The sequence below is a fragment of the Amycolatopsis sp. NPDC057786 genome (assembly GCF_042797905.1).
Taxonomy (GTDB): Bacteria; Actinomycetota; Actinomycetes; order Mycobacteriales; family Pseudonocardiaceae; genus Amycolatopsis.
This window is the reverse complement of sequence record NZ_JBHVKW010000001.1, coordinates 17,696-36,757: the sequence shown is the minus strand read 5'-3', so window position 1 is coordinate 36,757 and position 19,062 is coordinate 17,696. Positions and strand designations below refer to the sequence as shown.

Below are 19,062 nucleotides of genomic sequence, written 5' to 3'. Positions count from 1 at the left end.
GCGGCGCGGCTCTCGGGCCGCGCCGCCGCTTCGGCGAGGAGGACCGATGGCCGACAGACACCTGATCGGGCGGATCGCCATCGCGGGGATCGTGGTGGCCGCGCTCGCGACCTGTGTGGTGCTGCTCAACGGCGGCGAGGAGCCGCGAGCCGAGACCGTGGCCGTGGTCGGCGAGCCTGCCGAGGCCGCGCCGTCGCGGGGGCCGGACCGCACGATCACGCGGACGCTCAGCCGGCCGCAGCCGGTATCGAACGACTGGCGGATCACCTACGAGCTGGCCGGGACGGGGACCGCGACCGTGGTCTACGACTCGAACGGGCTGGGGCTCGTGCACCAGGAGCTGCAGGTGGCGCTGCCGTGGCGCAAGGAGCTCACGTGGAAGAACACCGGCACCCCGCCGACCGTCCAGCTGATGGGGCAGGGCGAGGGCGCCGTCGAATGCCGGGTGGCCGTGGGCGGCGCCGTCGTCGCCTCGGAGAAGTCGCCCCCCCCGGTGAGGTCGCCACCTGCGCCGGCCGCCTCGCCCCCTCCTGACCACCGCGCCGACCTGCGTTTAGCCCGCTAATCGCGATCTGGTGGCGGAGCGAAAACCGGTGGCCAGGATGGGCAGAATGTACCCATGACCTGGAGCTTCGAAGTCACCCCTGTCGATCACCCGGACGCCGCCCAGCTGCTGCGCGAGTACTTGGACGAGATCGCGTCGCGCTACTACGAGCGCCAGGTCACCGAAGAGGAACTCGACGACTTGCTCAAGGAGCACCACAGCCGGGACCTGGTCCCGCCGACCGGCACCTTCCTGCTCGCGTGGCGCGACGGGGTGCTCGCCGGTTGCGCCGGGCTGCGAGTCGCGGCCCCCGGCATCACCGAACTCACTCGCGTCTTCCTGCGGAAGTCCGAGCGCGGCAAGGGCGGCGCGGCGCTGCTCGTGGCCGCCGCCGAAGACGTCGCTCGCGGCCTCGGAGCCACGCTGATCCGCCTCGACACCCGCGACGACCTCGTCGAGGCGAGGGCGTTGTACGCACGCCTCGGCTACGAGACGGTCGAACCCTTCAACGACGAGCCCTTCGCGCACCACTACTTCGCGAAGTCCCTGGCCCCGGCCGTGCCGGATCGCGTTTAGCCCGCTAAACGCGACGCGGGCGCGGGGCGAAGGTCGCCTTGGCGAGGAGGGCACCGGCGAGGACGGGGGTGAGCCCGATCAGCAGCAGGAAGACGCCGGTGTCCTTGCCCTCGATCAGCGGATGCCACCACAGCGGCGTCACGGCGATGTCGACCACGTCACCCCGCTCCGGGAACGTCCCGAAGGACATCCACCGCAGATCCTTGACCTCGTGCGTCTCACCGTCGAGTTCGTAGGTGCCGTCCACCAGGTTGCCGTTGCCGCAGCTGGTGCAGCTCGACGTGCTCGCCTCCGCCCGCAGCGTCGCGGTCACGGTGAGCCGCGCCTCGGGCGCGAGCCCGGTCAGCGCGGTCAGCGAGTTCACCGCGAGCGCCAGCCCCGGCAGCACCAGCGCGAGCGCGACGACCGTGCGCGCCACGAGCGACAGCGTCGACAGCGGCTGGCGTCCGGCCGTTTCCCGGCGCCGGTTCAGCGGACCGCGGAGCCCGGCCAGCGGCCCTCGCCGTCCGCCGAGCCAGCCGGCCTCGCTGGTGTCGGACGCGGCCGCCACCGAACGAAAGCCCCCGTCTTCCCAGTCCACTTCGGACGCCAGGACGGCCAGACGGCGCGAGTCGGCGAACATCATCTCTTCGGTCAGCGTCCCGGCTTCGGAGGTCCACAGTGAACCGCCGTGGAAGGCGACCTCGCGAACCCGGAACCATGGATCGCCTTCGAACAGCGCGCGGACGCCGGGGGAGAGCAGAGCCTCGGCGAACTCCGGGTCGGACGTCGTCACGGTGAACCGGCGGTCGAACTCCGTGCCGGTCTCGAACCGCCGCAGCAGGGCATCCGGCTTCGGCGCCCCGACCGTGTTCCGCGTGATGCGGGCGTCCTCCAACGGCGTGAACCGCTCCGGCTCGAAAGCACCCGTCGCGGGGGTGATGACGACCGACGGCACGACCGGCGTCCGAAGCTGGATCAGGGCATACGTCCCATCGGTCAGGTCAGCTGTCCTGGCGAGGTCCGGGAAGTCCGCCGAACCACCGAGCCGGTACTCGACCCCGAGCAGCCGGTGCCCGTTGTGGTCGAACTCGACCGCGGTCACCACCGACTCGGGTGACGCGTGGGTGACGGCGATCCCCCGCGAGGGGAGTACGCCGAAGGTCGGCTCACCGGACCCGTCGAGTCTGCCGATCCACGTCTTCTGCCGATACCCTCGCCAGGCCGCCAGCGCCGCGATGACCAGTGGGAACGCGAACCACAGCCAGCCAGGCACCGCACTGCCGGACCCCGCCGAGAGCCAGTACAGCGACGTCTCGGAGACGAGGATCCCGCAGAGCGCGTAACTGACGGCGGCCGCGGTGGGCCGCCGTCCGTCGAAGCGCCCGCCGAGCAGCAACAGCGCCAGGGCCAGGGTGTATCCACCGGCGATGAGCCACGGCCCGGCCAGCTGATCGTCCATCGGGCGACCCTACTGGTCCATGTCGAGGTTCTCGCGCGTCTCCTCATCGCTGTGGCGCCCGCCGGTGCGGCCGTACTCCTGCCCGGCCGTGATGTTCTTGGTGTTGTCGATGACCTTGTTCGCGACGTCGAAGGCCGCCTTGCCCTGATACGCCGAACCCTTCGCCAGGTCGGCGGGATTGACCCCGACCACCTGCTTGATCGCCTGGTTCGGCACACCCTTGAGGACGTCCTTCGCGGCGTCGCCGAAGGTGCCCAGCTGGGACCCGGTGCCCTTCGCGAACGCGCCGACGATCGCCTTCTCCTGGCCGGGGGTCATCCCGACCTTGCCCGCCTTCGTCAGCTTCGAACCCTGTTTGACCAGGTCGTCGGTCCACTTGAGCATGAAGCCCATGAACTTGTCGAGCAGCTTGCCGAGTTTGCCGAGGTGCTTGGTGATCTTGCCCATCGCGCTCGCGGCCTTGGCGATCGTCGCGGTCATCGCGGCGGCCACCGACGAGCCGAGGCTCACCACCGAAGCGGCCAGCGCGGGCAGCCAGATGTAGATGGCCCAGGTGACCAGCTCGGAGATGATCGATTTGACGACCTCTTCGATGACGGTCATCACCATCGACCACATCTGCAGCGTCTCGGCCACCGTCCCGGCGCTGTTGCCGATGCCCTTGATGCCGACGGCGAAGTCGCCGAGCGCGTTCCTGGCGGCGTCGCCCGCGTCGCCAACCCAGTCCTTCAGGGATTCGTCGCCGGTCTTGACGAAGTCGTCGGCCAGCGTGACAAAGCCCTTGGCGATGTTGCCGAAGTTGCCAGCCGCGGTCTTCAGCGCCGGGCCGTCACCCGTGACGAAGTGCAGCGCGTCCTGCAGCGGCTGGATCAGCTCGATCAGGATGTTGAGGCCGTTGCTGACCAGCCAGCCGACCGGGTCGAGCACGAAGCTCGCGAGATCCGCCCCCGCGCCCGCGATGAACCCGGCGCCGTCCTGCACCAGCTGCCCGCCGGCGGCCGCCAGGTCGCCGGGGCCCTGCGCGGTGCTGAACTTCTCGTAGGCGTTGGCGACGGTGGTGACGCCCTTGCCCGCGATCGGGACCTTTTTCGCCGCGTCGAGCGCGTTCTTGCCGAAGCTGTCGTCACCCGTGATCTTGACGCCGGCGGCGATGCTCGCCTTCTCGTCGGTCATGCCGTCCCCCAGCTCACTTCGGTCCGTCGATCTTGGCTTCGTACTTCCCCAGTGTGATCGTCGCGTCGTTTTCGAAGCCGTTGTAGATCGACGCCGCCTGGGTCATCTTCCCGGAGAACGAATCGACCCCGGTCTTCATCAGTTCGAGCAGTTCACGCAGGTCGGCGAGTTTCCCGGTGTAGGTCTGCTTCACCGCGAGCCCGATCAGGCCCCACGATTTGTCCGTGACGTCGGCCTGGTCGACGAGATCGCCGAACTTGCCCGCCTCGTCCTTGTAATAGCCGAGCTTGTTCGCGTAGTCGGTCAAGGCCTGCGTCTTGACCGCGTGCCCACCCGGTCCGGTCATCGGTGATCCTCCTCGTCGAACAGGTTCTTGAGGAACTGGTCACCGGCCGAGTTCCCGCCGGACGGTGCCGGCCCGGGAGTCGGTTCGTCCGACCGCCGGAGCACCGTCTCCTCGCTGAAGTCGTCTTCGTTCCGAGGGCGGCGCGCGGTGTTCTGTGGTGGCTCCTCCGACATCTGAGACCGCAGATCGTCCGCCGTGGTTCCCAGTGCTTCCGCTTGGGCTTCGAGAACCTGTTCTTCGACGTTCAGGTGGAACGCCCCGCCGAACCGCGCGTCGACGATCCCCGCCTGCTTCCGCGCCGCGTCGGCCACCGCGGTGTGCAAAGTGGACAGAATGACGGCGGAGAGCTGTTGTGGTTGCTGCCGAAGGGCTTCCGGGCTGAGGCGAATGTCCTTCACGGACCCGCCGGGCCCCGCGACGACGGTGACCGAGCGGTCCGGCGACGTCGCCACCGACTCCAGTTCCGCCAGTTCGCCCTGCATCTCGCCGACCTTCGCGAACTGTGTCTCGGCCTGTTTGATCTTGGCTTGGAATTTCTCGTACTCGGCGACCAGCTGTTCGAACTCGGCCGACATGGAGCCTCCCCGTGTGATGCGTGTGACCGGTGTCATCGTGACCCATTCACCGGTTTGACGCGATGGTGTGCTTTCCGGATCCATCCGGCTCACCCGATAGGGGAATAGGTAGCGTGGTCCGCCGAGCAGGGCGGTATCAGTACGAACGAGGGGAGGCGTCGTGGACGCCGAGCAGAAGGAAAGCAGCGAAGAACCCAGGCGGGGGAGTCACGCGGCGCCGGAGGGGGCACCCGTGCATCCGTTGATCGATCTCTCCCGTGACCCGCATCCGGGCCGGGCGGACCACGCCAAGCCCGACGAGGAATGACGGCGGGCGCAGCGCCTCCGTCGATCGGCCCGAAACGCCGTTCCATCAGGGTCGCCGCGGCGTGACGCCCGGCACGATATAGTTACAGACCCCCCGATTTGGCCGGTCCGGAAGTGGCCGGGTATCTTTGGAGACCGTGCCCGGCAGGCGTCGGGCCGTCCCGTGTGCCGTGCGGCACGGACGGGGTGCTCAGGCATCCGGTCCGAAGGCTTCGCCCACGCGGGATCCGACGGAAAATCCCTACGGGAAGTTACCGGTCGCAAGACCGTGACGCGGGCCGACACGCCCGACCGCGGGGGCCGGAGACAACACGTAGTAGCAAGATCGCGAACAGAAAGCTGGTCCATTGCCCACGATCCAGCAGCTGGTCCGTAAGGGCCGCCAGGACAAGGCTGCCAAGCAGAAGACCGCGGCCCTCAAGGGGAGCCCGCAGCGGCGTGGCGTGTGCACTCGCGTGTACACCACAACCCCCAAGAAGCCGAACTCGGCGCTTCGCAAGGTCGCTCGTGTGAAGCTGACCAGCGGCATCGAGGTCACCGCCTACATTCCCGGTGAAGGCCACAACCTGCAGGAGCACTCGATGGTGCTCGTGCGCGGTGGTCGTGTGAAGGACCTGCCGGGTGTCCGTTACAAGATCATCCGCGGTTCGCTCGACACCCAGGGTGTCAAGAACCGTAAGCAGGCGCGCAGCCGGTATGGCGCGAAGAAGGAGAAGAGCTAATGCCCCGCAAGGGTCCGGCCCCGAAGCGGCCGCTGATCTCTGACCCCGTCTACGCATCCCCGCTGGTCACCCAGCTGGTGAACAAGGTGCTGAAGGACGGCAAGCGGTCCCTGGCCGAGCGCATCGTCTACGGCGCCCTCGAAGGCGCTCGCGAGAAGACCGGCACCGACCCGGTCGTCACGCTGAAGCGCGCCCTTGACAACGTGAAGCCCACCATCGAGGTGAAGAGCCGCCGCGTCGGTGGTGCCACCTACCAGGTGCCGATCGAGGTCAAGCCGGGACGTTCCACCACGCTCGCGCTTCGCTGGCTGGTCTCCTTCTCGCAGGCTCGTCGCGAGAAGACCATGATCGAGCGTCTGCAGAACGAGCTCCTCGACGCGAGCAACGGCCTCGGCGCCAGCGTGAAGCGGCGTGAGGACACCCACAAGATGGCCGAGTCCAACAAGGCCTTCGCGCACTACCGCTGGTGATGACCGCCCGGCTGCCGATCCAAGCCTTGCCGGGCCCCAATTTTGAGACAGGGGAACACTCTCGTGGCACGTGAAGTGCTGACCGACCTGAACAAGGTCCGCAACATCGGCATCATGGCCCACATCGACGCCGGTAAGACCACCACCACCGAGCGGATCCTGTTCTACACCGGGGTCAACTACAAGATCGGTGAAGTCCACGATGGCGCCGCCACCATGGACTGGATGGAGGAGGAGCAGAAGCGGGGTATCACCATCACCTCGGCTGCCACCACCACTTTCTGGGCCGATCACCAGATCAACATCATCGACACCCCCGGCCACGTCGACTTCACCGTCGAGGTGGAGCGTTCGCTCCGCGTGCTCGATGGTGCCGTCGCCGTCTTCGACGGCAAGGAGGGTGTCGAGCCGCAGTCCGAGCAGGTCTGGCGTCAGGCGGACAAGTACGAGGTTCCTCGTATCTGCTTCGTCAACAAGATGGACAAGCTCGGCGCGGACTTCTACTTCACCGTCCGCACCATCGAGGAGCGCCTCGGCGCCCGCCCGCTGGTCATCCAGCTGCCGATCGGCGCCGAGAACGAGTTCGAAGGCGTCGTCGACCTGGTCCGCATGAAGGCGCTGACCTGGCGCGGCGAGGTCCAGAAGGGTGAGGACTACGCCGTCGAGGAGATCCCGGCCGAGCTCGCCGACAAGGCGGCCGAGTACCGGGAGAAGCTGGTCGAGGCCATCGCCGAGACCGACGACTCCCTGATGGAGAAGTTCCTCGAGGGCGAGGAGCTGTCCGAGGCCGAGATCAAGGCCGGTATCCGGAAGCTCACCGTGAACCGCGAGGCGTACCCGGTGCTCACCGGTTCCGCGTTCAAGAACAAGGGCGTCCAGCCCATGCTCGACGCGGTCATCGACTACCTTCCGTCGCCGCTGGACGTCCCGGCCGTCGAGGGCACGCTGCCCGACGGCGAGACGGTCGTGTCGCGCAAGCCGTCGACCGAGGAGCCCTTCTCCGCTCTGGCGTTCAAGATCGCCGCGCACCCGTTCTTCGGCAAGCTGACCTACATCCGGGTGTACTCGGGCAAGGTCGCCTCCGGCGCGCAGCTGATCAACGCCACCAAGGAGCGCAAGGAGCGCATCGGGAAGCTCTTCCAGATGCACTCCAACAAGGAGAACCCGGTGGACGAGGCCCAGGCGGGCCACATCTACGCGGTCATCGGCCTGAAGGACACCACCACCGGTGACACCCTCGCCGACCCGCAGAACCCGGTCGTCCTCGAGTCGATGACGTTCCCGGCGCCGGTCATCCGCGTCGCGATCGAGCCGAAGACCAAGGCCGACCAGGAGAAGCTGTCCCTGGCGATCCAGAAGCTGGCCGAAGAGGACCCGACGTTCCAGGTCAACCTGGACGAGGACACCGGTCAGACGATCATCGCCGGTATGGGCGAGCTGCACCTCGAGGTGCTGGTCAACCGCATGAAGTCCGACTACAAGGTCGAGGCGAACATCGGTAAGCCGCAGGTCGCCTACCGCGAGACGGTGCGCAAGACGGTCGAGAAGCTCGACTACGTGCACAAGAAGCAGACCGGTGGTTCCGGTCAGTTCGCGAAGGTCATCGTCAAGCTCGAGCCGCTCGAGTCCACCGACGGTGCCCTCTACGAGTTCGACAACAAGGTCACCGGTGGCCGCGTGCCGCGGGAGTACATCCCGTCGGTCGACGCGGGCGCACAGGACGCCATGCAGTACGGCGTGCTGGCCGGCTACCCGCTCGTCGGGTTGAAGTTCACCTTGTTGGACGGCGCGTACCACGAGGTCGACTCTTCGGAAATGGCCTTCAAGATCGCCGGCTCCATGGCGATGAAGGAAGCCGCGAAGAAGGCCGGTCCGGTCATCCTCGAGCCGCTGATGGCCGTCGAGGTCACCACGCCCGAGGACTACATGGGCGATGTGATCGGCGACCTCAACTCCCGCCGTGGCCAGATCCAGGCCATGGAGGAGCGCGCCGGTACCCGTGTCGTCAAGGCACTGGTCCCGCTGTCGGAGATGTTCGGTTACGTCGGTGACCTGCGTTCGCGTACGCAGGGACGTGCCAACTACTCCATGGTGTTCGACTCCTACGCCGAGGTTCCCGCGAACGTCGCGAAGGAAATCATCGCGAAGGCGACGGGGGAGTAGTTCCCGTCCGCTCGCGGGCATAAGGAACACTCCTGAACGTCCGCAGCATCCGTCAAGAAACGAATCCCCGTCCGACAGCCACGTTGGCCGGTGAGTAAGCAAAACAGTCCAGGAGGACATTCCAGTGGCGAAGGCGAAATTCGAGCGGACCAAGCCGCACGTCAACATCGGGACCATCGGTCACGTCGACCACGGTAAGACCACTCTGACCGCGGCGATCACCAAGGTTCTGCACGACAAGTACCCCGAGCTGAACACCGCTTCGGCGTTCGACCAGATCGACAACGCGCCGGAAGAGAAGCAGCGCGGTATCACGATCAACATCTCGCACGTCGAGTACCAGACCGAGAAGCGTCACTACGCCCACGTGGACGCCCCCGGTCACGCGGACTACATCAAGAACATGATCACCGGTGCGGCGCAGATGGACGGCGCGATCCTCGTGGTCGCGGCGACCGACGGCCCGATGCCGCAGACCCGTGAGCACGTGCTGCTCGCGAAGCAGGTCGGCGTGCCCTACATCGTGGTCGCGCTGAACAAGGCCGACATGGTCGACGACGAGGAGATCCTGGAGCTCGTCGAGCTCGAGGTCCGCGAGCTGCTGTCCTCCCAGGACTTCCCTGGTGACGACGCTCCGGTCGTCAAGGTCTCCGGCCTGAAGGCCCTCGAGGGCGACGCCAAGTGGGGCGAGAGCGTTCTCGAGCTCATGGCGGCCGTCGACGAGAACGTGCCGGACCCGGTGCGTGAGCTCGACAAGCCGTTCCTGATGCCGATCGAAGACGTCTTCACGATCACCGGCCGTGGCACGGTCGTGACCGGCCGTATCGAGCGTGGCCGCGTCAACGTGAACGAAGAGGTCGAGATCGTCGGCATCAAGGAGAAGTCGACCAAGACCACCGTCACCGGTGTCGAGATGTTCCGCAAGCTGCTGGACACCGGCGAGGCGGGCGACAACGTCGGTCTGCTGGTTCGCGGTATCAAGCGCGAGGACGTCGAGCGCGGCCAGGTCGTCGTGAAGCCGGGCACCACCACCCCGCACACGGAGTTCGAGGGCTCGGTCTACATCCTGTCGAAGGACGAGGGTGGCCGTCACACCCCGTTCTTCAACAACTACCGCCCGCAGTTCTACTTCCGTACCACGGACGTGACCGGCGTCGTCACCCTCAAGGAGGGTGTCGAGATGGTCATGCCGGGCGACAACACGGACATCAGCGTCGTGCTGATCCAGCCGGTCGCCATGGACGAGGGCCTGCGTTTCGCCATCCGCGAGGGTGGACGGACCGTCGGCGCCGGCCAGGTCACCAAGATCATCAAGTGATTCAACGCCACCCGGGGGTCTGATACACCCCCGGGTTCAAGGCGTCAAATCACGTGTGCGACACTATTCAGGTTGCTCGTCCTGGGGCGGCCGAACTCGTACTTCTTCGGAAATCGGGTTCCGGCCGCCCTGGTATGAGCGGCCACGGTCCGCGGAGCACTTCCTTCGGGTGAGGCTAGCGGGCAAGGGCGTTTGAGACGGCGACCAAGCATTTCCGCCGGCTCGATGCCTCCTCACGTTGAGGAAGACCAGGCAAGACGAAGATCCCGCGGGATCCGTCTGTGCGTCGGGCTCGACACGCCCGACCGCGTGGACCGGGGACAGGGCCGTTGAACTGGGAAAACCTCAGTCAGACTGAGGTTTGAAAAGACAAAAGCGGCACGAGACGACAAGGAACGAGCAGCCACCATGGCGGGACAGAAGATCCGCATCCGGCTCAAGGCCTACGACCACGAGGCGATCGACACCTCGGCGCGCAAGATCGTCGAGACGGTCACGCGCACCGGCGCCCGTGTTGTCGGGCCGGTGCCGCTGCCCACCGAGAAGAACGTTTACTGCGTCATCCGCTCGCCGCACAAGTACAAGGACTCGCGCGAGCACTTCGAGATGCGCACGCACAAGCGTCTGATCGACATCCTCGACCCGACGCCGAAGACGGTCGACGCGCTCATGCGCATCGACCTGCCGGCGAGCGTCGACGTCAACATCCAGTAGCAGCGGCTGGCGAGCGGCGGAGAGTAAGAGACTCATGTCTGACAGGCAAGTGAAGGGCATCCTGGGCACCAAGCTCGGCATGACCCAGGTCTTCGACGAGAACAACCGGGTCGTCCCGGTGACCGTCGTCCAGGCCGGGCCGAACGTGGTCACCCAGGTTCGGACCCAGGAGAACGACGGCTACAAGGCCGTGCAGCTGGCTTTCGGCGCGGTCGACCCGCGCCGGGTGAACAAGCCGCGCACCGGCCACTTCGACAAGGCGAGCGTGACCCCGCGCCGTTACCTTGCCGAGCTGCGTACCACCGACGCCGAGACCTACGAGGTCGGCCAGGAGATCACCGCCGAGGTGTTCGAGGCCGGTATCGAGGTCGACGTGACCGGTACCAGCAAGGGCAAGGGCTACGCCGGTGTCATGAAGCGTCACGGCTTCAAGGGCCAGGGCGCGAGCCACGGTGCCCAGGCCGTGCACCGCAAGCCCGGCTCGATCGGTGGCTGCGCCACCCCGGGCCGCGTCTTCAAGGGCCTGCGCATGGCGGGCCGGATGGGCAACGACCGGGTCACCACGCAGAACCTGACCGTGCACGCGGTGCGTGCCGAGGACGGCCTGCTGCTGATCAAGGGCGCCGTGCCCGGTCCCAAGGGCGGCCTGCTGTTCGTTCGCAGCGCCGCGAAGGGTGGTAACTGAACATGACCAGCGTCGAGCTGAAGACCCCGGCCGGTAAAGCCGACGGCACGGTCGAGCTCCCCTCGGAGATCTTCGACGTGCAGGCCAACGTGCCCCTCATGCACCAGGTCGTGGTGGGCCAGCTGGCCGCCGCGCGCCAGGGCACGCATGACACCAAGACCCGCGGTGAAGTCCGCGGTGGTGGCAAGAAGCCGTACCGCCAGAAGGGCACCGGCCGCGCCCGCCAGGGTTCGACCCGTGCGCCGCAGTTCACCGGTGGTGGCGTCGTCCACGGCCCCACGCCGCGTGACTACACCCAGCGCACCCCGAAGAAGATGAAGGCCGCCGCCCTCCGTGGCGCCCTCTCCGACCGGGCCCGCGCCGGACAGCTGCACGTCGTCACCGAGCTGGTGACCGGCGAGAAGCCGTCCACGAAGTCCGCCAAGGCCGCCATCGCCGCGGTGACCCAGGCCAAGCGCGTTCTCGTGGTGCTGCACCGCGACGACGAGCTGAGCTGGAACTCGCTGCGGAACCTGGCCGAGGTCCACATCATCACGCCCGACCAGCTCAACACCTACGACGTGTTGGTCAACGACGACGTGGTGTTCACCAAGGCCGCTTACGACGTGTTCGTCGCCGGCCCCGTCCGGGGCAAGGGCGCGAAGGCTTCGGCCCGGTCGAGCGAGGTTGAAGGGAGTGACGAGCAGTGAGTGCGATCGCCATCCCCGATCCCCGCGACATCTTGCTCGCGCCGGTGATCTCCGAGAAGTCCTACGGGCTGCTCGAGGAGCACAAGTACACGTTCATCGTCCGCCCGGACGCCAACAAGACCCAGATCAAGATCGCGGTCGAGAAGGTGTTCGGCGTCAAGGTGGTCAGCGTCAACACGGCCAACCGCCAGGGCAAGCGTAAGCGGACTCGCGCCGGCTTCGGCAAGCGCAAGGACACCAAGCGCGCCATCGTGACTCTTTCGGCTGAGAGCAAGCCGATCGAGATCTTCGGCGGACCCACCGCGTAAAGGACTGAGCTGACACATGGGCATCCGCAAGTACAAGCCGACGACCCCGGGTCGTCGCGGTTCCAGCGTCTCCGACTTCGCCGAGATCACTCGGTCCACCCCGGAGAAGTCGCTGCTGCGTCCGCTGAGCAAGTCCGGCGGCCGTAACTCCAGCGGCAAGATCACCACCCGCCACAAGGGTGGTGGCCACAAGCGTGCGTACCGGCTGATCGACTTCCGCCGGAACGACAAGGACGGCGTTCCCGCCAAGGTCGCGCACATCGAGTACGACCCCAACCGGTCCGCTCGTATCGCGCTGCTGCACTACGCCGACGGCGAGAAGCGCTACATCATCGCCCCGGAGAAGCTCAAGCAGGGTGACACGGTGGAGAACGGCCCCCGGGCCGACATCAAGCCGGGTAACAACCTGCCGCTGCGCAACATCCCGGTCGGCACCGTGATCCACGCGATCGAGCTCCGCCCCGGTGGCGGCGCGAAGATGGCGCGGTCCGCCGGTGCCAAGGTGCAGCTGGTGGCGAAGGACGGGCCTTACGCCCAGCTTCGTCTCCCGTCGGGCGAGATCCGCAACGTCGACGTGCGCAACCGCGCCACCATCGGCGAGGTCGGCAACTCCGAGCACTCCAACATCAACTGGGGCAAGGCGGGCCGTAACCGCTGGCGCGGCAAGCGCCCCACCGTCCGTGGTGTCGTCATGAACCCGGTCGACCACCCGCACGGTGGTGGTGAGGGTAAGACCTCCGGTGGTCGCCACCCGGTGAACCCGAACGGAAAGCCCGAAGGCCGCACCCGCCGCCGCAAGGCCTCCGACGCCATGATCGTCCGCCGCCGGCGTACCGGCAAGAAGCGCTGAGCAGGGAGGTAGAAGAACATGCCACGTAGCCTCAAAAAGGGCCCCTTCGTGGACGACCACCTGCTCAAGAAGGTGGACGCACTCAACGAGTCGGGCAAGAAGACCGTGATCAAGACGTGGTCCCGTCGGTCCACGATCATCCCGGATTTCCTGGGTCACACGATCGCGGTGCACGACGGCCGCAAGCACGTCCCGGTGTTCGTCACCGAGGCGATGGTGGGTCACAAGTTGGGCGAGTTCGCCCCGACTAGGACCTTCAAGGGCCACATCAAGGACGACCGCAAGTCGCGCCGCCGCTGAGCGGGCACGAGAGAACAAGGAAGCTAGCGATGAACGCCCAGAACGACGTGGCCGAGGCATTGCCGACGGCTTACGCGCGGGCTCGCTTCGTCCGGGACTCGCCTACCAAGGTGCGCCGGGTGATCGAGCTGATCAAGGGACGTAGCGCCGCCGACGCCTTGGCCGTGCTCCAGTTCGCCCCGCAGGCGGCAAGCGAGCCGGTCGCGAAGGTGCTCGCCAGCGCCATGGCCAACGCCGAGAACAACCTCGATCTCGATCCGGACACCCTCTGGGTCAAGAACGCCTACGCCGACGAGGGCCCGACCCTCAAGCGCATCCGTCCGCGGGCCCAGGGCCGCGCGTACCGGATCCGCAAGCGGACCAGCCACATCACCGTAGAGGTGGAGTCGCGTCCGAAGGCCGAGGCCAAGAAGGCACAGGGCAAGAAGAAGGCAGGTGGCCGGTAGTGGGCCAGAAGATCAACCCGCACGGCTTCCGCCTGGGTATCACCACGGACTGGAAGTCGCGTTGGTACGCCGACAAGCAGTACGCGGAGTACGTGGCCGAGGACGTCAAGATCCGGAAGCTGCTGTCCACGGGCATGGAGCGCGCCGGGATCTCCAAGGTCGAGATCGAGCGCACCCGTGACCGGGTCCGCGTCGACATCCACACCGCCCGGCCGGGCATCGTCATCGGCCGTCGCGGCGCGGAGGCCGACCGCATCCGCGGCGCGCTGGAGAAGCTGACCGCCAAGCAGGTCCAGCTGAACATCCTCGAGGTCAAGAACCCCGAGGCCGACGCCCAGCTCGTCGCTCAGGGTGTCGCGGAGCAGCTGAGCAACCGTGTGGCGTTCCGCCGCGCGATGCGCAAGGCGATCCAGACCTCCATGCGTTCGCCGCAGGTCAAGGGCATCCGCGTGCAGTGCGGCGGTCGTCTCGGCGGTGCCGAGATGTCCCGCTCCGAGCACTACCGCGATGGCCGCGTCCCGCTGCACACGCTGCGTGCCGACATCGACTACGGCTTCTTCGAGGCCAAGACGACGTTCGGTCGCATCGGCGTGAAGGTGTGGATCTACAAGGGCGAGCTCGTGGGTGGACTCAAGGCCAAGGAGGCGCGTGACGCCGCCGCGGCCGCCGAGCGCGCCCCGCGCCGTGACCGTGGTGACCGTCCGTCCCGCCCGCGCCGCTCCGGCGCGTCGGGCACGACGCCGACCTCGACCGAAGCCGGTCGGGCTGCTGCCGCCGCCAAGAGCGACGACACCGCCCCCGCGGCCACCGAGGCCCCGGCTGCTGAGACTGCAGAAAAGACGGAGGGCTGACACGTGCTCATCCCGCGCAGGGTCAAGCACCGGAAGCAGCACTCCCCGAAGCGCCACGGTGCCGCCAAGGGCGGTACGAAGGTGAACTTCGGCGAGTACGGCATCCAGGCGCTTGAGCACAGCTACGTGACCAACCGGCAGATCGAGTCCGCTCGTATCGCCATGACGCGTCACATCAAGCGTGGCGGCAAGGTGTGGACGACCATCTACCCGGACCGCCCGCTGACCAAGAAGCCGGCGGAAACCCGCATGGGTTCCGGTAAGGGTTCGCCCGAGTGGTGGATCGCCAACGTGAAGCCGGGCCGCGTGATGTTCGAGATCTCGTTCCCGAACGAGGAGACCGCCCGTGAGGCGCTCCGTCGCGCGATCCACAAGCTGCCCATGAAGTGCCGCATCGTGACCCGTGAAGGTGGTGAGTTCTGATGGCGAAGGCAGGTGCCGCCCAGGCATCGGAGCTGCGTGAGCTCACCGCGGAAGAGCTCGTTCTGCGTCTGAAGGAATACAAGGAGGAGCTCTTCAACCTCCGCTTCCAGATGGCGACCGGACAGCTCGACAACAACCGCCGTCTGCGCACCGTCCGCACGGACATCGCGCGGATCTACACGGTCATGCGCGAGCGTGAACTCGGCCTGTCCGTTTCCCCTGACGCCGAGAGTGAAGGTGCCGCATGAGCGAGCAGCCCAACGCTGAGGCGGCCCCCCGCAACGACCGCAAGGTCCGTGAGGGTTACGTCGTCTCGGACAAGATGAACAAGACGATCGTGGTCGAGCTCGAAGACCGCAAGAAGCACCGTCGTTACGCCAAGGTTCTCCGCAGCACCAGCAAGGTCAAGGTGCACGACGAGAACAACGAGGCGGGCGTTGGCGACCGGGTCACCCTGATGGAGACCCGCCCGCTGTCGGCGACCAAGCGCTGGCGTCTGGTGCAGATCGTGGAGAAGGCCAAGTAAGTAGGGCTCTCTGAGTCCCTTAGTTCCGCAAGGCTCGCGTACTGACGCGAGAACCAGCGCGACATACAGGAGTAGACGTGATCCAGCAGGAGTCGCGGCTTCGGGTTGCCGACAACACGGGCGCGAAGGAAATCCTTTGCATCCGCGTTCTCGGTGGCTCGGGGCGGCGCTACGCGGGCATCGGCGACATCATCGTCGCCACCGTGAAGGACGCCATGCCGGCCGCCGGCGTGAAGAAGGGTGACGTCGTCAAGGCGGTCATCGTTCGCACGCGCAAGGAGCGCCGTCGTCCGGACGGTTCTTACATCCGCTTCGACGAGAACGCTGCTGTGCTCATCAAGAACGACAATGAGCCCCGCGGCACCCGCATCTTCGGGCCGGTCGGCCGCGAGCTGCGCGACCGAAAGTTCATGAAGATCATTTCGCTCGCGCCGGAGGTGTTGTAGAGCATGAAGGTGAAGAAGGGCGACACGGTCGTCGTCATCGCCGGCAAGGACAAGGGTGCCAAGGGCAAGGTCATCCAGGCCTACCCCGAGCGCGAGCGCGTGCTGGTCGAAGGCGTGAACCGGATCAAGAAGCACACGCGGATCTCCCAGACCCAGCGCGGCGCGCAGTCCGGCGGCATCGTCACGCAGGAAGCGCCCATCCACGTCTCGAACGTGATGGTCGTCGACTCCGACGGCAAGCCGACCCGGGTGGGCTACCGCATCGGCGAGGACGGCAAGAAGGTCCGGGTCTCGCGCCGGAACGGTAAGGACATCTGATCATGACCACCGCAGAGAAGATCGCCCCGCGCCTCAAGGTGCGGTACCGCGAGGAGATCAAGGGACAGCTCCAGCAGGAGTTCTCCTTCGAGAACGTCCACCAGATCCCGGGCGTCGTCAAGGTCGTCGTGAACATGGGTGTCGGTGACGCCGCCCGTGACAGCAAGCTGATCGAAGGCGCCATCCGCGACCTGGCCGCGATCACCGGGCAGAAGCCCGAGGTTCGCAAGGCTCGCAAGTCCATCGCGCAGTTCAAGCTGCGCGAGGGCCAGCCGATCGGCGCGCGCGTCACGCTGCGCGGCGACCGGATGTGGGAGTTCCTCGACCGGCTGCTGACCATCGCGCTGCCGCGTATCCGTGACTTCCGCGGGCTTTCGCCGAAGCAGTTCGACGGCAACGGCAACTACACGTTCGGTCTCAACGAGCAGTCCATGTTCCACGAGATCGACCCGGACGCCATCGACCGCCCGCGCGGTATGGACGTCACTGTCGTCACCACCGCCAACACCGACGACGAGGGCCGCGCGCTGCTTCGCAAGCTCGGCTTCCCGTTCAAGGAGAACTGAGTCGATGGCCAAGAAAGCACTGGTCCACAAGGCCGCGAAGACGCCGAAGTTCAAGGTTCGCGGTTACACGCGCTGCCAGCGGTGCGGTCGCCCGCACTCGGTGTTCCGCAAGTTCGGGCTCTGCCGGATCTGCCTTCGCGAGATGGCACACGCGGGCGAGCTGCCCGGCGTCCGCAAGTCCAGCTGGTAAGAGTCTTTTTTAACTCCCACTTCGCCACAGGCCCTGCAGTGAGTGCAGGGAACCAGGGCGAGAAAGGTTGACAGGTCACCATGACGATGACCGACCCCATCGCAGACTTCTTGACCCGTCTGCGTAACGCGAACTCGGCTTACCACGACGAGGTCGTGCTTCCCCACTCGAAGATCAAGGCGAACATCGCCGAGATCCTCAAGCGCGAGGGTTACATCTCGGGCTACCGCGACGAGCCGGGCGAGAAGCACAAGAACCTCGTCGTGGAGCTGAAGTACGGCCCCAACCGTGAGCGCAGCATCGCCGGCCTCCGCCGCGTGTCCAAGCCCGGCCTGCGGGTCTACGCAAAATCGACCGAACTGCCGTCGGTTCTCGGTGGCCTCGGCGTCGCGATCATCTCGACGTCGTCCGGCCTCCAGACCGACCGTCAGGCCAAGCGAAACAGCGTGGGCGGCGAAGTCCTCGCCTACGTCTGGTAAGGAAGGGGGCAAAGACATGTCACGCATTGGAAAGCTGCCGGTCGCCGTCCCCTCCGGGGTCGAGGTGACCATCGAAGGTCAGCAGATCAAGGTCAAGGGGCCCAAGGGCACCCTTGAGCACACCATCGCCGAGCCGATCACCGTCGAGAAGGCCGAAAACGGCACTCTCGAGGTGAAGCGTCCCGACGAGGAGCGCACCAGCCGTGCCCTGCACGGTCTCACCCGGACGCTGGTCAACAACCTCGTCGTCGGTGTGACCGAGGGCTACGAGAAGAAGCTCGAGATCCACGGTGTCGGTTACCGCGTGCAGGCCAAGGGCTCGGACCTCGAGTTCGCCCTCGGCTACAGCCACCCGGTGAAGATCGAGGCCCCGGAAGGCATCACCTTCAAGGTCGAGACCCCCACCCGGTTCTCGGTCTCGGGCATCGACAAGCAGAAGGTCGGCCAGATCGCCGCGGTCATCCGCAAGCTGCGCCGCCCGGACCCGTACAAGGGCAAGGGCCTGCGCTACGAGGGTGAGAAGATCCGCCGCAAGGTCGGAAAGACGGGTAAGTGATCATGAGCGACACGACTACGAAGCGCAAGCCGGTCGGCAAGGACATCTCGACCCGCCGCCGCGTCGCGAAGGCCCGTCGGCACTTCCGCCTTCGCAAGAAGATCAACGGCACGGACCAGCGTCCGCGCCTGGTCGTCAAGCGTTCGTCGCGGCACATCGCCGTGCAGCTGATCGACGACCTCGCCGGCAAGACCCTGGCGTCGGCGTCCACCCTCGAGGCGGACGTCCGCGCGCTGGAAGGCGACAAGAAGGCCAAGGCCGCCAAGGTCGGGGAACTCGTCGCCGCCCGCGCCAAGAACGCCGGTGTCTCGACCGTGGTGTTCGACCGTGGTGGCAACGCCTACCACGGCCGCATCGCGGCGCTCGCCGACGCCGCGCGTGAGGCGGGGTTGGAGTTCTGATGCAGCAGATGCTCGTGAATGGAAGGAAAGCCTGATGCCGGGACGTACACGGCAATTCGGCGGTGGCCAGGGTGGACCCGGCGGGCAGGGCGGCAACGACCGCAATGACCGTCGCGACCGCCGTGACCGGCGCGACAGCGGCCGTGGCGGGGCCGGCCAGGAAAAGACCCCGCACCTCGAGAAGGTCGTGACGATCAACCGCGTCGCCAAGGTCGTCAAGGGTGGTCGTCGCTTCAGCTTCACCGCCCTGGTGGTCGTCGGTGACGGCGACGGTCAGGTCGGCGTCGGCTACGGCAAGGCCAAGGAAGTTCCCGCGGCCATCGCCAAGGGCGTCGAGGAAGCGAAGAAGAACTTCTTCCGCGTTCCCCGCGTCGCCGGCACCATCCCCCACCCGATCCAGGGTGAGGAAGCCGCCGGTGTCGTGCTGCTCCGTCCGGCCTCGGCCGGTACCGGTGTCATCGCCGGTGGCCCGGTGCGCGCGGTGCTGGAGTGCGCGGGTGTCCACGACGTGCTGTCGAAGTCGCTCGGCTCCGACAACGCGATCAACATCGTGCACGCGACCGTGGCGGCCCTGAAGGGTCTGCAGCGTCCCGAAGAGGTCGCGGCCCGCCGCGGTCTCCCGCTCGAGGACGTCGCTCCGGCCCGGATGCTGCGTCAGCGCGCTGGCCAGGGGGTCTGAC

The 19,062-nt window shown here is 66.8% G+C and carries 30 protein-coding genes; 26 read left to right on the top strand and 4 right to left on the bottom strand.

Annotated features, from left to right (window positions below; genetic code table 11):
• Positions 1 to 46: 46 nt before the first annotated feature.
• Complete coding sequence (locus tag ACFVM3_RS00260; protein WP_378434160.1) at positions 47 to 565, top strand: hypothetical protein; 519 nt, start codon at positions 47 to 49, stop codon at positions 563 to 565.
• Between the two features lie 54 nt (positions 566 to 619).
• Positions 620 to 1,120 (top strand): GNAT family N-acetyltransferase, encoded by a 501-nt coding sequence (locus ACFVM3_RS00255; RefSeq protein WP_378434158.1) that lies wholly within the window; start codon positions 620 to 622, stop codon positions 1,118 to 1,120.
• 4 nt (positions 1,121 to 1,124) lie between these two features.
• On the opposite strand, the gene ACFVM3_RS00250 is transcribed toward ACFVM3_RS00255, so the two are convergent.
• From ACFVM3_RS00250 to ACFVM3_RS00235, 4 genes are read right to left on the bottom strand one after another with little or no spacing between them, the layout of a single operon-like run.
• The gene (locus ACFVM3_RS00250; protein WP_378434156.1) at positions 1,125 to 2,561 is read right to left on the bottom strand and encodes a hypothetical protein; all 1,437 of its coding nucleotides are present in this window, start codon (positions 2,559 to 2,561) and stop codon (positions 1,125 to 1,127) included.
• 9 nt (positions 2,562 to 2,570) lie between these two features.
• On the bottom strand, positions 2,571 to 3,734 hold the full coding sequence (locus ACFVM3_RS00245) for a hypothetical protein (protein ID WP_378434154.1): 1,164 nt from the start codon (positions 3,732 to 3,734) through the stop codon (positions 2,571 to 2,573).
• Between the two features lie 13 nt (positions 3,735 to 3,747).
• The gene (locus tag ACFVM3_RS00240) at positions 3,748 to 4,080 is read right to left on the bottom strand and encodes a hypothetical protein (RefSeq protein WP_340684760.1); all 333 of its coding nucleotides are present in this window, start codon (positions 4,078 to 4,080) and stop codon (positions 3,748 to 3,750) included.
• On the bottom strand, positions 4,077 to 4,655 hold the full coding sequence (locus ACFVM3_RS00235) for a YbaB/EbfC family nucleoid-associated protein (protein WP_378434152.1): 579 nt from the start codon (positions 4,653 to 4,655) through the stop codon (positions 4,077 to 4,079). Before ACFVM3_RS00235 ends, ACFVM3_RS00240 begins: the two co-directional genes overlap by 4 nt.
• Positions 4,656 to 4,815: 160 nt before the next feature.
• On the opposite strand from ACFVM3_RS00235, the gene ACFVM3_RS00230 reads away from it, so the two are divergent.
• The 24 genes from ACFVM3_RS00230 (at position 4,816) to rpsE (ending at position 19,061) form a co-directional block, all read left to right on the top strand.
• The gene (locus ACFVM3_RS00230) at positions 4,816 to 4,962 is read left to right on the top strand and encodes a hypothetical protein (RefSeq protein ID WP_091597937.1); all 147 of its coding nucleotides are present in this window, start codon (positions 4,816 to 4,818) and stop codon (positions 4,960 to 4,962) included.
• 346 nt (positions 4,963 to 5,308) lie between these two features.
• Positions 5,309 to 5,683: a 30S ribosomal protein S12 gene (gene rpsL / locus ACFVM3_RS00225; protein WP_003102113.1), complete on the top strand. Its 375-nt coding sequence runs from the start codon at positions 5,309 to 5,311 to the stop codon at positions 5,681 to 5,683.
• A complete protein-coding gene (gene rpsG / locus ACFVM3_RS00220) occupies positions 5,683 to 6,153 on the top strand; it encodes a 30S ribosomal protein S7 (RefSeq protein ID WP_007031033.1) in 471 nt (156 codons plus the stop codon). Before rpsL ends, rpsG begins: the two co-directional genes overlap by 1 nt.
• A gap of 63 nt (positions 6,154 to 6,216) precedes the next feature.
• Positions 6,217 to 8,316, top strand: a complete 2,100-nt coding sequence (fusA, locus tag ACFVM3_RS00215) for an elongation factor G (RefSeq protein WP_125679956.1) — start codon at positions 6,217 to 6,219, stop codon at positions 8,314 to 8,316.
• 124 nt (positions 8,317 to 8,440) lie between these two features.
• Positions 8,441 to 9,634: an elongation factor Tu gene (gene tuf / locus ACFVM3_RS00210; protein ID WP_034304241.1), complete on the top strand. Its 1,194-nt coding sequence runs from the start codon at positions 8,441 to 8,443 to the stop codon at positions 9,632 to 9,634.
• Positions 9,635 to 10,042: 408 nt separating this feature from the next.
• Positions 10,043 to 10,348, top strand: a complete 306-nt coding sequence (gene rpsJ / locus ACFVM3_RS00205) for a 30S ribosomal protein S10 (RefSeq protein ID WP_003102098.1) — start codon at positions 10,043 to 10,045, stop codon at positions 10,346 to 10,348.
• A 34-nt stretch (positions 10,349 to 10,382) separates the two neighbouring features.
• Entirely contained in the window at positions 10,383 to 11,033 is a 651-nt protein-coding gene (gene rplC, locus ACFVM3_RS00200; protein ID WP_007031036.1) for a 50S ribosomal protein L3, read from the top strand.
• Between the two features lie 2 nt (positions 11,034 to 11,035).
• Positions 11,036 to 11,722: a 50S ribosomal protein L4 gene (gene rplD, locus ACFVM3_RS00195; RefSeq protein WP_034304244.1), complete on the top strand. Its 687-nt coding sequence runs from the start codon at positions 11,036 to 11,038 to the stop codon at positions 11,720 to 11,722.
• Complete coding sequence (gene rplW, locus ACFVM3_RS00190) at positions 11,719 to 12,030, top strand: 50S ribosomal protein L23 (protein WP_126733348.1); 312 nt, start codon at positions 11,719 to 11,721, stop codon at positions 12,028 to 12,030. Before rplD ends, rplW begins: the two co-directional genes overlap by 4 nt.
• A gap of 16 nt (positions 12,031 to 12,046) precedes the next feature.
• On the top strand, positions 12,047 to 12,880 hold the full coding sequence (gene rplB / locus ACFVM3_RS00185) for a 50S ribosomal protein L2 (RefSeq protein ID WP_005166779.1): 834 nt from the start codon (positions 12,047 to 12,049) through the stop codon (positions 12,878 to 12,880).
• 18 nt (positions 12,881 to 12,898) lie between these two features.
• Positions 12,899 to 13,180, top strand: a complete 282-nt coding sequence (rpsS, locus tag ACFVM3_RS00180; protein WP_003102083.1) for a 30S ribosomal protein S19 — start codon at positions 12,899 to 12,901, stop codon at positions 13,178 to 13,180.
• Positions 13,181 to 13,209: 29 nt separating this feature from the next.
• Positions 13,210 to 13,626 carry a 50S ribosomal protein L22 gene (rplV, locus tag ACFVM3_RS00175; RefSeq protein ID WP_007031038.1) on the top strand — a complete coding sequence of 139 codons (417 nt, stop codon included), beginning with the start codon at positions 13,210 to 13,212 and terminating at the stop codon, positions 13,624 to 13,626.
• Entirely contained in the window at positions 13,626 to 14,477 is an 852-nt protein-coding gene (rpsC, locus tag ACFVM3_RS00170; RefSeq protein ID WP_037314663.1) for a 30S ribosomal protein S3, read from the top strand. The genes rplV and rpsC overlap by 1 nt, the downstream gene beginning before the upstream one ends.
• Before the next feature lie 3 nt (positions 14,478 to 14,480).
• The gene (rplP, locus tag ACFVM3_RS00165) at positions 14,481 to 14,900 is read left to right on the top strand and encodes a 50S ribosomal protein L16 (protein ID WP_005166782.1); all 420 of its coding nucleotides are present in this window, start codon (positions 14,481 to 14,483) and stop codon (positions 14,898 to 14,900) included.
• Positions 14,900 to 15,148 (top strand): 50S ribosomal protein L29, encoded by a 249-nt coding sequence (rpmC, locus tag ACFVM3_RS00160; RefSeq protein WP_007031040.1) that lies wholly within the window; start codon positions 14,900 to 14,902, stop codon positions 15,146 to 15,148. Before rplP ends, rpmC begins: the two co-directional genes overlap by 1 nt.
• Positions 15,145 to 15,426, top strand: a complete 282-nt coding sequence (rpsQ, locus tag ACFVM3_RS00155; RefSeq protein WP_007031041.1) for a 30S ribosomal protein S17 — start codon at positions 15,145 to 15,147, stop codon at positions 15,424 to 15,426. The genes rpmC and rpsQ overlap by 4 nt, the downstream gene beginning before the upstream one ends.
• A 77-nt stretch (positions 15,427 to 15,503) precedes the next feature.
• Positions 15,504 to 15,872, top strand: a complete 369-nt coding sequence (rplN, locus tag ACFVM3_RS00150; RefSeq protein ID WP_005166785.1) for a 50S ribosomal protein L14 — start codon at positions 15,504 to 15,506, stop codon at positions 15,870 to 15,872.
• Between the two features lie 3 nt (positions 15,873 to 15,875).
• Positions 15,876 to 16,190 (top strand): 50S ribosomal protein L24, encoded by a 315-nt coding sequence (rplX, locus tag ACFVM3_RS00145; RefSeq protein WP_005166786.1) that lies wholly within the window; start codon positions 15,876 to 15,878, stop codon positions 16,188 to 16,190.
• A 2-nt stretch (positions 16,191 to 16,192) separates the two neighbouring features.
• Positions 16,193 to 16,756 carry a 50S ribosomal protein L5 gene (gene rplE, locus ACFVM3_RS00140; protein ID WP_007031042.1) on the top strand — a complete coding sequence of 188 codons (564 nt, stop codon included), beginning with the start codon at positions 16,193 to 16,195 and terminating at the stop codon, positions 16,754 to 16,756.
• 4 nt (positions 16,757 to 16,760) lie between these two features.
• Positions 16,761 to 16,946, top strand: a complete 186-nt coding sequence (locus ACFVM3_RS00135) for a type Z 30S ribosomal protein S14 (RefSeq protein WP_005166789.1) — start codon at positions 16,761 to 16,763, stop codon at positions 16,944 to 16,946.
• A gap of 80 nt (positions 16,947 to 17,026) precedes the next feature.
• Positions 17,027 to 17,425: a 30S ribosomal protein S8 gene (rpsH, locus tag ACFVM3_RS00130; RefSeq protein WP_007031043.1), complete on the top strand. Its 399-nt coding sequence runs from the start codon at positions 17,027 to 17,029 to the stop codon at positions 17,423 to 17,425.
• A 16-nt stretch (positions 17,426 to 17,441) separates the two neighbouring features.
• Entirely contained in the window at positions 17,442 to 17,981 is a 540-nt protein-coding gene (gene rplF, locus ACFVM3_RS00125) for a 50S ribosomal protein L6 (RefSeq protein WP_034304256.1), read from the top strand.
• A gap of 2 nt (positions 17,982 to 17,983) precedes the next feature.
• The gene (gene rplR, locus ACFVM3_RS00120; RefSeq protein WP_007031045.1) at positions 17,984 to 18,382 is read left to right on the top strand and encodes a 50S ribosomal protein L18; all 399 of its coding nucleotides are present in this window, start codon (positions 17,984 to 17,986) and stop codon (positions 18,380 to 18,382) included.
• Positions 18,383 to 18,416: 34 nt separating this feature from the next.
• The gene (rpsE, locus tag ACFVM3_RS00115) at positions 18,417 to 19,061 is read left to right on the top strand and encodes a 30S ribosomal protein S5 (RefSeq protein WP_007031046.1); all 645 of its coding nucleotides are present in this window, start codon (positions 18,417 to 18,419) and stop codon (positions 19,059 to 19,061) included.
• Position 19,062: the final 1 nt, after the last annotated feature.

Bases quoted from the DNA above. Each gene is read 5' to 3' on its own strand.
- ACFVM3_RS00135 (WP_005166789.1), top strand. From the start codon at position 16,761: ATGGCCAAGAAAGCACTGGTCCACAAGGCCGCGAAGACGCCGAAGTTC.
- rpsH (WP_007031043.1), top strand. From the start codon at position 17,027: ATGACGATGACCGACCCCATCGCAGACTTCTTGACCCGTCTGCGTAAC.
- rpsG (WP_007031033.1), top strand. From the start codon at position 5,683: ATGCCCCGCAAGGGTCCGGCCCCGAAGCGGCCGCTGATCTCTGACCCC.
- rpsS (WP_003102083.1), top strand. From the start codon at position 12,899: ATGCCACGTAGCCTCAAAAAGGGCCCCTTCGTGGACGACCACCTGCTC.
- rplR (WP_007031045.1), top strand. From the start codon at position 17,984: ATGAGCGACACGACTACGAAGCGCAAGCCGGTCGGCAAGGACATCTCG.
- ACFVM3_RS00235 (WP_378434152.1), bottom strand. From the start codon at position 4,655: ATGTCGGCCGAGTTCGAACAGCTGGTCGCCGAGTACGAGAAATTCCAA.
- rpmC (WP_007031040.1), top strand. From the start codon at position 14,900: ATGGCGAAGGCAGGTGCCGCCCAGGCATCGGAGCTGCGTGAGCTCACC.
- rplF (WP_034304256.1), top strand. From the start codon at position 17,442: ATGTCACGCATTGGAAAGCTGCCGGTCGCCGTCCCCTCCGGGGTCGAG.
- rplX (WP_005166786.1), top strand. From the start codon at position 15,876: ATGAAGGTGAAGAAGGGCGACACGGTCGTCGTCATCGCCGGCAAGGAC.
- ACFVM3_RS00260 (WP_378434160.1), top strand. From the start codon at position 47: ATGGCCGACAGACACCTGATCGGGCGGATCGCCATCGCGGGGATCGTG.
- rplE (WP_007031042.1), top strand. From the start codon at position 16,193: ATGACCACCGCAGAGAAGATCGCCCCGCGCCTCAAGGTGCGGTACCGC.
- rplB (WP_005166779.1), top strand. From the start codon at position 12,047: ATGGGCATCCGCAAGTACAAGCCGACGACCCCGGGTCGTCGCGGTTCC.
- ACFVM3_RS00255 (WP_378434158.1), top strand. From the start codon at position 620: ATGACCTGGAGCTTCGAAGTCACCCCTGTCGATCACCCGGACGCCGCC.
- rpsJ (WP_003102098.1), top strand. From the start codon at position 10,043: ATGGCGGGACAGAAGATCCGCATCCGGCTCAAGGCCTACGACCACGAG.
- rpsQ (WP_007031041.1), top strand. From the start codon at position 15,145: ATGAGCGAGCAGCCCAACGCTGAGGCGGCCCCCCGCAACGACCGCAAG.
- rplD (WP_034304244.1), top strand. From the start codon at position 11,036: ATGACCAGCGTCGAGCTGAAGACCCCGGCCGGTAAAGCCGACGGCACG.
- rplC (WP_007031036.1), top strand. From the start codon at position 10,383: ATGTCTGACAGGCAAGTGAAGGGCATCCTGGGCACCAAGCTCGGCATG.
- rpsE (WP_007031046.1), top strand. From the start codon at position 18,417: ATGCCGGGACGTACACGGCAATTCGGCGGTGGCCAGGGTGGACCCGGC.
- rplV (WP_007031038.1), top strand. From the start codon at position 13,210: ATGAACGCCCAGAACGACGTGGCCGAGGCATTGCCGACGGCTTACGCG.
- ACFVM3_RS00240 (WP_340684760.1), bottom strand. From the start codon at position 4,080: ATGACCGGACCGGGTGGGCACGCGGTCAAGACGCAGGCCTTGACCGAC.
- ACFVM3_RS00250 (WP_378434156.1), bottom strand. From the start codon at position 2,561: ATGGACGATCAGCTGGCCGGGCCGTGGCTCATCGCCGGTGGATACACC.
- ACFVM3_RS00245 (WP_378434154.1), bottom strand. From the start codon at position 3,734: ATGACCGACGAGAAGGCGAGCATCGCCGCCGGCGTCAAGATCACGGGT.